This window comes from Tepidanaerobacter acetatoxydans Re1 (assembly GCF_000328765.2).
Classification (GTDB): Bacteria; Bacillota; Thermosediminibacteria; order Thermosediminibacterales; family Tepidanaerobacteraceae; genus Tepidanaerobacter; species Tepidanaerobacter acetatoxydans.
Genome location: NC_019954.2, coordinates 1925983 through 1939721 on the forward strand (window position 1 = coordinate 1925983; position 13739 = coordinate 1939721).

At 37.1% G+C, this 13739-nt stretch carries 10 protein-coding genes; 4 read left to right on the forward strand and 6 right to left on the reverse strand.

Features of this window, described 5'->3' with window-relative positions; genetic code table 11:
* Nucleotides 1-242: 242 nt before the first annotated feature.
* Entirely contained in the window at nucleotides 243-1991 is a 1749-nt protein-coding gene (locus tag TEPIRE1_RS09285; protein ID WP_013778913.1) for a sigma-54 interaction domain-containing protein, read from the reverse strand.
* 295 nt (nucleotides 1992-2286) lie between these two features.
* Between TEPIRE1_RS09285 and TEPIRE1_RS09290 the strand changes: the two genes are divergently transcribed.
* From TEPIRE1_RS09290 to TEPIRE1_RS09305, 4 genes are read left to right on the forward strand one after another with little or no spacing between them, the layout of a single operon-like run.
* Nucleotides 2287-3552 carry a PTS sugar transporter subunit IIC gene (locus TEPIRE1_RS09290; RefSeq protein WP_023211563.1) on the forward strand — a complete coding sequence of 422 codons (1266 nt, stop codon included), beginning with the start codon at nucleotides 2287-2289 and terminating at the stop codon, nucleotides 3550-3552.
* Nucleotides 3549-3857: a PTS sugar transporter subunit IIB gene (locus TEPIRE1_RS09295; RefSeq protein WP_013778915.1), complete on the forward strand. Its 309-nt coding sequence runs from the start codon at nucleotides 3549-3551 to the stop codon at nucleotides 3855-3857. Before TEPIRE1_RS09290 ends, TEPIRE1_RS09295 begins: the two co-directional genes overlap by 4 nt.
* Nucleotides 3858-3871: 14 nt before the next feature.
* On the forward strand, nucleotides 3872-4198 hold the full coding sequence (locus tag TEPIRE1_RS09300; protein ID WP_013778916.1) for a PTS lactose/cellobiose transporter subunit IIA: 327 nt from the start codon (nucleotides 3872-3874) through the stop codon (nucleotides 4196-4198).
* A gap of 22 nt (nucleotides 4199-4220) precedes the next feature.
* Entirely contained in the window at nucleotides 4221-5177 is a 957-nt protein-coding gene (locus tag TEPIRE1_RS09305; RefSeq protein ID WP_013778917.1) for a DUF7916 family protein, read from the forward strand.
* Between the two features lie 107 nt (nucleotides 5178-5284).
* Here the strand turns inward: TEPIRE1_RS09305 and TEPIRE1_RS09310 are convergent, their stop codons facing one another.
* The 5 genes from TEPIRE1_RS09310 to TEPIRE1_RS09330 all read right to left on the reverse strand — a co-directional run bounded on the left by TEPIRE1_RS09310 (nucleotide 5285) and on the right by TEPIRE1_RS09330 (nucleotide 13726).
* On the reverse strand, nucleotides 5285-8020 hold the full coding sequence (locus tag TEPIRE1_RS09310) for a sigma 54-interacting transcriptional regulator (RefSeq protein ID WP_013778918.1): 2736 nt from the start codon (nucleotides 8018-8020) through the stop codon (nucleotides 5285-5287).
* A gap of 95 nt (nucleotides 8021-8115) precedes the next feature.
* Nucleotides 8116-8469, reverse strand: a complete 354-nt coding sequence (locus TEPIRE1_RS09315) for an HIRAN domain-containing protein (RefSeq protein WP_013778919.1) — start codon at nucleotides 8467-8469, stop codon at nucleotides 8116-8118.
* Between the two features lie 64 nt (nucleotides 8470-8533).
* The gene (locus TEPIRE1_RS09320; RefSeq protein WP_013778920.1) at nucleotides 8534-9241 is read right to left on the reverse strand and encodes a hypothetical protein; all 708 of its coding nucleotides are present in this window, start codon (nucleotides 9239-9241) and stop codon (nucleotides 8534-8536) included.
* A 3-nt stretch (nucleotides 9242-9244) separates the two neighbouring features.
* Entirely contained in the window at nucleotides 9245-11164 is a 1920-nt protein-coding gene (gene pglZ / locus TEPIRE1_RS09325) for a BREX-3 system phosphatase PglZ (protein ID WP_013778921.1), read from the reverse strand.
* A 12-nt stretch (nucleotides 11165-11176) separates the two neighbouring features.
* Complete coding sequence (locus TEPIRE1_RS09330; RefSeq protein WP_013778922.1) at nucleotides 11177-13726, reverse strand: DNA methyltransferase; 2550 nt, start codon at nucleotides 13724-13726, stop codon at nucleotides 11177-11179.
* Nucleotides 13727-13739 lie beyond the last annotated feature (13 nt).

Below are 13739 nucleotides of genomic sequence, written 5' to 3' on the forward strand. Positions count from 1 at the left end.
CTAAAATATAATGCAAGTATTATGCCTAAACTTTCGAAATCAATGATAAAAAATAAAAGCCTTGTATCAGAAGGCTTTAAGCGGTTTTTCGAATAATTAATTTTTATATTGTTTCTTTGAAGTTTCGATTATATTTATCATTATGATAAATATAATTACCTAAAAGCAGTTTTGGCTAATGTTGAAGGCGTGACATCATTTATCAAAATGATATATGATTATCAAAATGATAATTGGTAAGTTTATTGTATATCATACTTTTTAAGTTTTCTGTACAACGTAGCAATTCCTATACCGAGCGCATCCGCAGCTTGCTGCTTCCCTGCTACGGTATTTCCATATAAATGAAGGGCACGCTCTATTAAACCCTTTTCCAGCTCTTCCAATGTAATTAAGCTGTCATCTCTATTTAAATCACTCTTTATTTTTTGAGGAAGTAAGTTTACAGTTATTATGCCTTTGTCGTCTAGCATGTTTATCATGTACTCCACTGCATTCTCAAGTTCACGGACATTTCCGGGCCAGCTGTAACTATATAACAAATCCCAAACCTTGCTTTCAAAGCCGATAACTTTCTTTTTAAAGAGCGCCGAATATTTATGAACAAAGTAATCTGTCAGCACCCGTATATCATCTTTACGTTCACGAAGGGGCGGTATATAAAAGGGTATGACATTGAGCCTGTAATAAAGATCCTCGCGGAACGCCCCTTCTTCAATAAGTTTTTCAAGGTTTTTATTTGTTGCGGCAATTATCCTGACATCGACAGGCACAGGCGTATTTGAACCTAACCTTACAATCTCTTTTTGTTCAAAAACTCTAAGAAGTTTTGCTTGCAGGTAAAGAGGCATATCACCTATCTCATCCAGAAAAAGAGTGCCTTTATTAGTAAACTCTATCTTGCCGATTTTGCCGTTGGGGTCTGCTCCGGTAAACGCTCCTTTTACATATCCAAAAAGCTCACTTTCAAGAAGTGTGTCAGGCACTGCCGCACAGTTAATTGCTACAAAAGGTTTGTTTTTTCTATCGCTTTCGGCATGTATGGCTCTGGCAAATATCTCTTTTCCCGTGCCGCTTTCCCCTGTGATAAGAACCGTTGAAGATGATAGAGCGATCTTTTTGACCTTATTTTTAAGCATTTTTATTGATTCGGATTCACCGATAATATTTTCGAGATTCACATTCTCTCTTGTAGTTGTTGCAGAAAACATTTTCTGTTTTAGTGAGTTTAAATCAGTAAATATGAATACTTTGCTATAATTAAAGTCACCTTCAAAAATTTCATATTCCTCTCCAATTAACATATAATTTTTAGTTCCTGCCTTAAATTCATATTCTTTCATATTTAAAAGAGAATTTCCGGTTGCTCTTATTTTTATTTTGGGGAATATATCTGCCGTATCATTTATACTAAAAATACTCTTTGCTATACTGTTTGCCTTTAAAATTTTTTCATTCTTATCTAACACAATGACCCCTTGATCTATTTTATCGATTATGTCATTTAACATATCTATAAGAGTGAGCATATTCTGCTTTTCAATTTCTTCTTTTGCTTTTGATGAAATAAGATCAGACATCTGCTCTAGAAATTCCATAAAGGTCTCTGAATTACTTAAAATGTGTTCCTTCTGTATCTCGCTAAAGCACACAAAGCCCATCACGCCTACAACCTTTTCTCCAATTTTTATGGGCATGCTCATTTCAAAGGTTTCTTCACAATGACCTTCTTGAGCGATTTTAGGGCAGTTTTTGCATATTTCATGCTTGCCGGGTTCTGAAATAATTTGCTGTTTACCTGTTTTCATGACATCCTTATACACATAGCCTTCATTTTCCATATTCTTGTTTATTCTGCCGGAAAACATGCCTGTGCCCGCTATACGCTCAAAATTATCATCTACGATTTCCACATCAACACCCAAAACTTGAGATAAGACTTTGGCGTATTTTTCAACAGTATTCTGCATGCTTTTTAAAATACTTGCCAACTTTATTTCCTCCTGTAAGCTATCTTTTAGTAAAAATTTTGTTTTTATCACTTTGATAATTTAAGTTTATCAGTTTTAAAAAATAATACAATCAAGCAGAATCATTTACAGTTTTTTCTCAGAAACAATAATACACATTCTATACAGTTAGTATTTTACGTATTTAGTTTATAATACACATTAATACACATGTGAAATTGCCTTGATATAATCAAGGTTTTAAGATATGGCATGCTTTTTGCTTATATGTTAATTTCAGATAATACTATAAGATAAAAAAGAAAGGATGATTATTTTGGACGCTATTATGAATTTTTTAAATGACCACTTTATGCCTTTCGCAGGAAGGCTTGCGGAGCAGAGACATCTTAAAGCATTGCGTGAGGGAATTGTTGCCATAATGCCGCTTTTACTGGTAGGTTCTCTATTTTTGATAATAGCTGACCCGCCTATAGAGGCTCTAGATGCAGCAGTTGCACCTTTTAGCGGTGAACTTTCCAAGGTTTCTAACGCTACTTTTGGAATCCTTGCACTTGTAGCATCTTTTTCGGTTGCATACTCACTCTCGAATTCTTACAAGCTTGACAGCCTAGCATCCGGTATAATAAGTGTATCAGCATTTTTACTTTCGATGCCAGCTACAGATAATGGTAATATTCCTGCCGAATGGCTGGGAAGCAAAGGCTTATTCGTTGCTATGATAATAGCTATACTGGCAGTAGAAATTCAAAGATTTTTTATGGAGAAAAACATTTTTATAAAAATGCCGGCTGAGGTTCCGCCTTTTGTTGCCAGGTCTTTTGCAGCTTTGCTTCCGGGATTTGTTGCGTTGCTTTTAGTTTGGATTGTTAACATTGTATTATTGACAACTACAAAATTGACCTTGCCTGAAGCAATTAACATTGTTCTCGGTATACCTATCATGAACTTAGGCTCTTCTCTACCTGCCACTCTCATAGCAATAGTTGTAATTCAGCTTCTTTGGTGTGTAGGAATACAAGGTGCTGATATTGTAGCAGTCTTTTTAGGGCCGGTATGGTTATCTTTATCCGAACAAAATGCAGTAGCTAAAGTAGCGGGAGAAATGCTGCCAAACATTATAACAAACCAGTTTATTTATGTATTTGTTTTTGTCGGCGGTGCCGGTGCAACTTTTGCTCTTGCTCTTTTGTTATTAAATGCTAAGTCTTCACAGTTAAAAGCTATTGGTAAAGTTGGTATATGGCCCACAATGTTTAACATTAATGAACCCATAACTTTCGGTATGCCAATAATAATGAATCCTGTAATGTTTATTCCGTTTATACTGGCTCCCTTGGCAGCAGCTGTTACGACATATGCCGCAATGGCAACTAATTTAGTTGCAAGGCCTTATGCAATAGTCCCTTGGACAACTCCCGTTTTTATCAGTGGCTTCTTAACAACCGGAGATTGGAAAGCCGTTATACTGCAATTAGTTAATATTATTATTGCCGCTATCATCTATTATCCATTCCTTAAAATGTGGGATAAGATGAAACTCGAGGAAGAAACAAAACAAGTAACGGAGGTAAATATATGAAAATATTATTAGTTTGCGCAGGCGGTATGTCGACAAGCCTGATTGTTGAAAAAATGAAAAGGGAAATTGAGAAACGAAAAATAGAAGACATTAAAGTTGACGCTAATACTATTGAGGAATTAGAGCAAGTCATTGATGATTATGATATAGTTATGGTTGGTCCACAAATTCGATATAAAGAACCATATATAAAAAGCCTATGTGCTCAAAGAGGCAAGAAATATACAATAATTCCACCTGCTATATATGGAGCAGTAGACAGCGCCAAGATTCTAGATCTTGCTATAAACCTTATAAACAATTAAAGGAGTTCTTGAAAATGGATTATGAACAGATCATTTTAGCTATTATAGCTCATGCCGGAAATGCACGCAGTCTCTCCTTTGAGGCATTGCAACTTGCGAAAGAAGGCAATCTTCAAGGTGCTTATCAAAAAATGAATGAAGCTAAAGCGGAATTACTTAATGCTCATAATGTACAAAGTGATATTTTGCATAAAGAAGCTGCCGGTGAAAAATACGAGATTAGTCTACTGCTTATTCACGCTCAAGATCATCTTATGGCAGCAACATTGGCAAAGGACCTTATAGAAGAATTTATTGAGCTTTATGAAAATGCTTTCAAAAACAAAAAATCGACAGAATAAATAGAAGTTGGAGTGAACTTTTGTGAAAAGAACATTTGAATTGAATTTTGAAGACATGATGAATATCTCAAAAAAGGATTTGCTTTTATCAATAAGCTCATCAGAAGGCAGAACAGTGATGGCGGAAACAGATGTCGCAAAACAACCTATAGTATACGGTGTAAGCAATCCGGAACTTGCTGCCGCCTTTGGTGCAGATATGATTACACTGAATTTATTCGATTTTGACGCACCATTCATCTTCGGTATAGATGATAAAGACTTGGCAATATCAGATGCATCTGATATGGTAAATAAATCTGCTGAAATTCAAAAAATCCTTCATAGAAATTCTGCTGATAGGGATTATATACGCAAAATAAAAAATGTAGTTGGAAGATTGCTGGGTGTAAACATGGAGCCGATTCCAAAAAATATTAATTATTGCGAGGGCAGAAAACTAAACAAGAAAAATTTGGAGAAAGCGTCAGAACTGGGTTTTGACTACATAGTCATAACCGGAAATCCCAAAACAGGAATTACAAATGAGGATATCTTAAACGGCATAAAAGAAGCTGCGGATATTTTAGGTGATAAAGCTATAATAATCGCAGGGAAGATGCATGGTGCCGGCAGTGATAATATTTACGATCCAAAAGTGCTCCAAGACTTTTCTAAGGCAGGTGCAGATATTATTTTAATAGGAGCACCGGGAACGATACCCGGATTGGATTTTGAACTATGCCGCCGTCAAATAAGCGCAATTCACGAAACTGGAAAAATGGCTTTAACTGCCATAGGGACTTCACAAGAAGGTGCGAATTTAAACGTGATACAAGATATGGCCTTAATGTCAAAAATGGCAGGAGCAGATATTCAACACATCGGTGATGCAGGTTATGGCGGTATTGCTTTACCGGAAAATATAGCAGCACTTTCTATTGCGATAAGAGGAAAAAGACACACATATCGCAGGATGGCTTATTCGTTAAGAAAATAGATTTTAAATGCAAGTATCGCAAAACTTCAAAGGTGTTTTGCGATACTTTTTTTTAAAACTGTATATTTTTATTTATTATATGACCATTTATTACAGCACAAGTATCATCACACAAAATGAATAACCTTTACCAAATTTGCATATATCTCATCCGGAAATTTGATATCAAAGGATTTCGCCATAGATTGTAAGGCTGACTTGATTATATAAAAATCCTCTTCGTATTCTTTTTTCAAAAAATCAGTTTGGCTGTAATCAGTTCGGTGTTTAAAGTTTCCTGTTTGAATTTTTTCTATAGCACACGCAATGTGCAGAACAAATCCCGCCAGCATATCTTCATTCAGATTTATATTATGAGCTTTTAGATTTTTATAAAAAGCAATAAATTCATCTATATATTTTTCAGCATCAATATTAGCATTTTCTCTTATTACTTCTCGCATTTGGTCTAAGAGTTCGATATTCTTATCATGTTGTTTGGAATATACGAAGCTTTTGAACTTACCTTTAATAAGATCCTTCGGCGAAAAATATGTTAGGGTTTTATCTTGGGGTTTTACCGAGCTTATAACTGCTATAATGTTTTTTTCTTGCTTTATCTGAGAAATTTTCCTATTGTATTCTTCGATTGAGGCAATATCTATAGGAATTATATCTGCCTTACAGCCGGTTTTTTCTATTATTTCTTCTGCCATTCCCTTCATTTTTAAAGCAGCACCTTCGCCTGTAAAACATGCAGTTACAATTACATCATCTTTTATGCCATTACTATAATCAATACTGTTAGAATAAAGGCGCCCGATATATGGGCTTAAATTTACAACCGCATCGTATACTTCGTCAAGGCTTGACATCATAGCCGCTTTTCTTGAAGCTTCCAGTACCATTGGTGTGCTTACCATTTCTACGGTTTTTATGGGTATACCCGTTCGTTCATGTATTATATCGCCAAAAAATACCAGTGACCCCATATCTACCAAGATAATTACGCCTTTTCCTTCATCAATTTTTGTAACAAGTTGCGTAAGTTCCTCAAGGCAAGTCTCCGGTTTTTTATCCAGGGGCATGTTGTATCCTACGGCATGCCTTTCTCCCAAAAGTTTTGCTGTTACATCAACCATCGAAGTAGCTGTGCTTTCCCCGTGCATTGCAACTAAAACGCCTACTCTTGCCGAATCCTTTTTTTTCGTGTAATCCTCTGCTATTAAAAACATAGTTATAAATCCAATTTCATCTTGCGGTACATCAATTCCAAAGTTTTCTTTTATCAGTTCAGGCATCTTAGTTGCGGTACTAAACTCTGCAGGATAAGACTTTTTAATTTCTTCAGTATGCGGATTTAAAATTGATTTGCCGGCTTTAATTCTTTCCAGAGTGCTGGAAACGTGCATTGATATGCCATATAAAACCCTGTCGCTGAAATTTTTACCCAATTTATTTGAGGCATAGGCCAAAAAAGTTCTTGCTACTTCTACAACCTTTTTATCAACCACCTTGTAAAGCTGCTCCATATTTTGCTCATTAAGCTTTGACATATATTTCTTAATGGCAGTTTCTATATCAAGATATAGTATTAAGTCGATGTCTTTTTCAGCTAACCCCTTCTTCTTTAATAGACTCCTTTTCTCCTCAATGGCTTCATAGATATTAAACGTATCTGTCGTTTTATAGGCCTCAGACTTATCTTCACTAGCACCAAAAATCATTTCACTATCTAATTTGAGTTTTTCCAGTTTATCTCTATATTCTTTATAATGTAATAATCCATTTCTTACATACTCAGGCAGGTCTTCACTGCGAATATACAGATTATTTTCTTTACCGGAGATATAGTGGATGAAGGCTTTTGCACAGCTTAATTTTATATCACTTTTAAGCTGTCCGATGTTGTTTGGACAATCATATAGCATCAAAGCTTTAATTGAATTTGCAGGAACATGTATATCTGTCTTTAAGTATCCGGATTCTGCCGTAAAAAAAGCTCTAATCAGCTGCAATCGCTCGCTAAATGTCCGTTTTCTAAGCGGCGGAAGTTTTATTACCATAGGTATGCGCCGCATAAAGGTTGCAAGAAGCGCAGATTCCGGATTTTCCGTAGTAGCGCATATTATAAGAATTTGTGCTTTATGTGCTGTATCTATTTCGCCAAGCCTTCTGTATAGCCCTTTATCTATAAGATAAAACAGCATTTCTTGGCCTTCAGGTGGCAATCTGTGAACTTCGTCAAGGAAAAGAATGCCTCCGTCAGCCTTGCCGACCAGACCCGCCCTATCCCTGTCAGCTCCCGTATATGTTCCCTTTTTCACTCCGAATAATTGCGATATAAGCAGTTGTGGATTGTGAGCATAGTCGGCACAGTTAAATGAAATAAAAGGAGCCTTATCGTCAAATACTCCGATTTGTTTGGCATACTTAAGCATAACTTCGGCAAACATGGATTTGCCCGTGCCCGTTTCTCCCAGAAGTAGAGTATGAAGACCCATGGGAGGATACATAATAGCTGCCTTAGCTTGGAGGACAGCAGTTTTAAGGCTGTCATTTGCCCCGATGATTTTATCGATTATGTTTTGTTCCAATGCATTGTTAAATTTCTCTGAAGTTTTATGCACATTTACTGTATCAATATCGTCCATGTTTACACTATAAAGCACCGGTTTTCCGGTAGTTTTTTTTAATTTACCTTCTCTTACCAGACGGTTTAAATCAGCAGAAGTATTTGAGCGGTAGATATCTAAACTCTCAGCAACTTCTTTTGCGCAAACTCCTTTAATCTTCCCGGTTTGCTCAAGCTGTTGAATACACAGCGATTTTACCATTTCATAAACCTTCTGATAACGTTTCATTATGTGCCCTACTTTCACAGTTGTTATTATTCACATTCTGCCACATTTTGTAATCTCGCGATAATATAGGCAGCGTATTTTACTAAACTAATATTTCATTCCCCTATCTCGTTAGATGTTGACATTCCCTCTGCTATATAAATCTCAATTTGTATCTTGTCAATAATTTCTGCAATGGCTACATCCTTTGTTACAAATCGCACCACTGCATATGTTGTGGTGTCAAATGTATCATAAACTCTGCCGGCACTATAACATCCAAGCGGAACGGTATGAACACTGTTAGCCACATAGCCCACTATGCCGACTGGATCTAACAGTGCCATAATTGCTTCTCCGTCATAGTCATTTTCAAAATCCTTAACAAGTCGCAAGAATTGTCCCGGTTTAAATATCCTTGACCCAAAATAATGATTTAGCCCTACTATCGCCACATAAATTGGTTTCATGCTATCATACCCCCAAATAAAATAACTGGGCAATAAATGTTTTAATTTAGCAAGAAAATTAATTCTATGCTAGGGAAATGGCCACATCACTTCCCATTTTAACTAAAGCAAATTCATCAGATAATGCAAAATCTTCCATTTTGTATTGGATTTCAAAGGGAAAGACACTCTTTATATTATTTGCTTTGAAAAATTCTATATAATCTTTGTTATTTACCGAAAGATACGCTTTTAAATAAAGAAGTTTTAGCGAGGTATTTTCTATTTTTATAGGTGTCTTCTTCTTAAATTTACCATTACCCCTTCGCTCTAAAACCTGCCAATCAACCATTGAACTCATGATTTTCTGTACTGCATATTTTACAGTGCTGCGCTCTCCCCAAATTTCATAAATGCGCTTTTCCACCAACGACAAAGTGACATCATCTTGAAAATCAGTAATAGCGCCTATAATTGTAGATATATCCCTAAAAATAGGATAAACCGCAAACATCATTGTCCAATGAAGCAGTAATCGCTCTTGATTAAAGACTTTATTTGAAAGTATAATTGCCTCACTTTTTATACATTCTAATTCTTCCGGGATATTTACCCATATAGCCATCAGCTTATCCCTGGCTTTTCGCCTTGTAATATCGCCGGGAATTTCTTGTTTCAAGTATTCTTCCAAGGTCTCTCTTATTAAACTAATATCGCTTTCATTACTTGCAATCTCCATCGTCTTATCCAGCCACTCACCTTTTAAAAATCTGTCAAGACCAACTATTCGCATGATTTATTCTTCCTTCCTTATATGGATAAATGGTACGATTACTTCTTCAATGGAAATACCGCCATGAGTAAGATTTTTTTCATTATCCTTGCCGTAAGAGTAACATCCGTCACTGATAATATAGTTATACTCCTCAGGAAGACCGTAACCTGCCCATTTGTATGCCTTGTACCTTTTTAAAGCCGTTTCATAATTCTTCCCCTGTTCATAAATCCTTACCCTGTCAGCGGCCCTATCCACCGCCAAGCCTTCCCGAAGGTTGCCCTGACCCACACTGCTAACATGACCGTGGTCTGACGTAATGTAAACATCAAAATTCCGTTCTAAAAGAGTCTGCAGGAATTTTTTAAAACCTTCTTTTTCCATCCAAAGCCGAAGATTTTGATGCAGTCCTGCTCGAAGCATTTGCTGACCATGAACCATATCATCTATCATATTTACAACCAAGCCTAGCATCTTAGATTTAGGGTTTTCAACGATATCTCTTAATCCATTTTCGTTAAAATGTTTTATGCCTCGCATGTAATAAATAGCATCAGGTCTAATGCCACGCTCTGCCCAAAATTTCTTCCAATGACGTTCATCTTCACTAGTGCTGAAAATAGTTTTGCCGAAATACCTAGGAATTTGCCCGGAGAATATCGCTTGCCTGGATATCGAAGTAATCGTGGGAATCCAAGCAAAACAAAATTTTTCTTCAAAGCGGCAACTCGAATTCCGATTCAAATACCGGCTAATGATAAGCCAGTCGTCAAGCGCCATACCATCAACTACAATAAGAGCAGCTTTTTGCGTAGCATCTTTTCCCATTCTATAGTTAATATACCAGGGGATGTGATGAACCATAACCGGAGCACGAGCATACGACAATGATGGTAATAGATTATAGTTGTCAAAAAGCCAAGTGCGAAACCTGCTGTTTAGCATATCGGAAATCGATATGAAAGCCTTCTCATCAAGCCTTCCTTGGATTCGTTCATCATTGTAAATAACCAATATTTCAGCCCAATCTTTTGCTGCTTGTAACCAGTCTTTATAAGAAGTTATATTATCGAGTGTATCATAAAGGCGATCCAATAAATTATTATAAATTGCCCTAAGTTGGCCAAGTTCATCTATCAGTATTCCTCGGTGCACCCACAGAGGCACGTTGTCAATGTTATCACTTCGGACAGGAGTTAGATAGCCTTCATCAAAAAGACTGCCCAAATATATTTTAATATCTTTATGAGAAAAGTCCACCGCACTTTTTATAGGCAAAGTGCTAGTTAAACCCTTTACAAAGATTTCCCACTGTCCCTGCAGGTAATCAAAGAAAGAGTCGGCACCCTCTAATAGTTTTTTCACCGGATATTCCTTAAAATCTTCCTTGCACATTAGTAAATCAGCAAGATAATCTGAAACTACTTGAGGCAGCGAATCATTTTCATAGTAAAAATCGATCAAAGCCTTTATTAGGTCTGTAAATTTGTTAATTGTTTCAGGGTATATGCCAAAAAGGTTTTTTAAAATAAAATCTAGTGTTTCCCGCTGGCTAAGGTTTTGGCCCATATACTTATATACCCTATATAGCCTATTATAAAGCTCACTGTCCAGTTCCTTTAATATACTATAAGAAAGGCCCGGAAACAATTCCTTAAGTGAAAGAGTAATATTATAGAAACTGCTTTCAATATCATATGGCATATAGTTGTGATAGCCTGTCACCTTAAGTACAAGTTTCACGTTGCAATCGGGTTTTTCTCGAAAGTTTTTCTCGAAAAAATACCTAAATGCAATGGAATCATCATAATTTACTAATTGAAAGCCCTGTGAGGTAATAGAAGTTAGGATATCTTCCGATGAAGTAATATCATCAATATCATATAATAATATGAATGGTATAGGGCTTTGCTTAAGTTTTGCAATAACTGCTGATTTCATGGGAAGTTCCTCCTAATCCCCCAGTCTAGTCAATGCGTTATCGTAGTACATCAAGAGGGTAGTGTCTTCTTGCAACACAGATTCCGGCAGGCGCTCGCCTATTTTAACAATGGTATTATAATCCTTTTTGCTCCAACAGTCCTTAAACCCTGCCCGAACGGCTTCAGTCCTGAAGTAGCGCAGCTTGCCGCGGCCAGTCTTATATTCCTCAAAATCTTTTAAAAGCCGCCGTTCCCGGAGTTTTTCCAAGTCTGACTGTTTGCTTGTATCCGGCACGTACCAGCGACCCTTTTCATCCTGCAGAAAGCTTTCCTGTAGTAAATCGCCAAGTTCCGGCATATTCTCATGACGCAATTGCTTGAGCTCTTGTAAAAATTTAGGCTGTATATCCTGATAGGTCTTAGGCCCCTTTGAAAGTTCTTGTCTTAGCCACTGAATTGCAGTCTTCTCATCAAGAATCAGAAAAGATAACTGTTCATTTAACTCCAATTCCATTCGCTTTTGCTCATACTTACTAACCTGATCCGGTAAAAAGTACATACCGTCCCGTTCTGGAAACCGCTGCTTTAGCCCTTGATAAAAATCTGCTGCTCCCATTGGAACTGTCGCCCCACGCTGAATATGATATGCTACCATGCTATCATAAAGCAGATAATTTTGCCTCTCCGGAATAACATCAAGTCTTCCGCCGCTTTCCAACGTCACCGGCAGCCGCTCCAGGTGTTGGCGTACAAAATTCCATACACCTTCTTCAGTACCTGCCTGCCGCACAAAATCTTGCACAAAACGGTCTTTGGGTTTATAGGCAGAGATTATAAGGTCTTGCTTTACCGCCATTGTAGTTGTAACCTGTTTGAAACTCCCTTGCTGTTTATTTAAACTGCGGACATTTGCCACAACAAAACCTGCTCTCATAATTGCTTCTTGAATGGCATTCCATACACTGTTTTTAGAATTATGAAATTCAACCGTCATCCAGCGCCCGGGTTTTAATATCCGATGCATCTCTTTAAAACATCTTTCCATAATTCTTTGGTATTCCACTAAACCCTTTCCCTGTGTTTTGTTTATTATGGCTTCTGATTCGTTATTTGTAAAAACTTTCAGCCATGCCTCCCACAGAAAGTTGAGCTCCGAATACATGAGATTTGCTCCAAATGGCGGATCGGTGAAGATGTAGTCGATGCTGTTACTAGGAATATTTTTGAGGTCTGTCGAAGATGAACAATTAATTATAGATAAAGGTTTTTTACAAATAATTGAAAATGCTTTGGAAAAGTCCCGTATCTTTCCATCAAAGGTATTAAGAATATTAGCTTCAGCAAGTAGTGAAGCTACATAAAGGGTTCCACTGATAGGTCCATTACCTCGCCTACCTAAATTATATCTAGAAAGCTTTGAAGAAAGAGTCGCACATATAGATTGAAAGGCAACTAAAGACCGAAGATTTTCTTTTGCCTTATCGCATATCGCACTTAACATCCACAAATTCCTTTTAGTATAAAAGTGATGGATATGTGTTATCCCAGCAATGTCATTTCTTCGTGACTCATCTCCCTCCGGCATACGGTCCGTAGGATACCAATAAGGGATATCCATCTCCTCAATCTTCTGGAGTAATTTCAAATCCTCCTCATCTGGAGTCTTTTCAAATCTTTTGCGGCCAACTGAATAGTTTATCATTACAGGTACTTGTTTTACCTGTTCTATCATCTTGCCTAATGCCTTATCATATATGGTTGTTTTTGCCTTCTCAACATTCCTCTTGTCAGTTAGCAATCCGCAGTGAGGACAGTGGAATTTATCCATGACCTTGCCCGTTTTTTTGTTTACCGCTATATTCCAAAAAATCATTTCTTCCATACAATTAGGACATAGAAAAACATCGGACCATACCGTATAGTTTATCCGTCCCTTTATGGGTTTGCCGTCAATGCTTAGTTGGGATGTACCATTAATAGTATGATTAGTTTCATACATCCAACCGCATTCATCTTCCACTTCTTGTAATATCCTTTTAGCTTCCTTTTCAAATTCCTCCACGTCCACTGGGGTATTGTAATTATATGCTATAAAGGTAGCCGCCGGCGATAGGTCGCATAGAACTGCTCTTCTAGCTCCCCATTCTATGGTTTTGCCGTCCTGTCTGGCTTCTTGTTCTAATTTTATTTTAAAATCCTCGTCAGGATTCTCGCACATTGCAGCAGCTACTCCGGTCATGCCGGTACCGCAAAAGCCGTCAAAAACTATATCACCCGGTTTTGTGTAGTGTAAAATATATCGCATGATGGCTTTATGTGGCACCTTAGTATGATAGGAATGGGCGTTGTATATGGGGTCGTTCTTGCCTTCGGATACATCAGCAGTATATGGCTCCACATTGTATTCATCTGTGGACTCGTCATAAGAAGTTCCGTATTTTTCTATAAATTCACCTATGAACGGGTTTGGGCATGCGGTGTAATACGGCGGATCCGAAAGTGCTATAATATCTTCATCCTTTCCTAGTGGAAAGCCTTCAATATTCCTTACTTTGTCAAGTATTTCTTTTGTTAGTTTCACTTACATTCCTCCA

What these genes read in the sequence shown, in the direction of transcription:
- TEPIRE1_RS09295 (WP_013778915.1), top strand. Translation starts at nt 3,549, where the DNA reads ATGAAAATATTATTAGTTTGCGCAGGCGGTATGTCGACAAGCCTGATT.
- TEPIRE1_RS09310 (WP_013778918.1), bottom strand. Translation starts at nt 8,020, where the DNA reads ATGAAACGTTATCAGAAGGTTTATGAAATGGTAAAATCGCTGTGTATT.
- TEPIRE1_RS09315 (WP_013778919.1), bottom strand. Translation starts at nt 8,469, where the DNA reads ATGAAACCAATTTATGTGGCGATAGTAGGGCTAAATCATTATTTTGGG.
- pglZ (WP_013778921.1), bottom strand. Translation starts at nt 11,164, where the DNA reads ATGAAATCAGCAGTTATTGCAAAACTTAAGCAAAGCCCTATACCATTC.
- TEPIRE1_RS09300 (WP_013778916.1), top strand. Translation starts at nt 3,872, where the DNA reads ATGGATTATGAACAGATCATTTTAGCTATTATAGCTCATGCCGGAAAT.
- TEPIRE1_RS09320 (WP_013778920.1), bottom strand. Translation starts at nt 9,241, where the DNA reads ATGCGAATAGTTGGTCTTGACAGATTTTTAAAAGGTGAGTGGCTGGAT.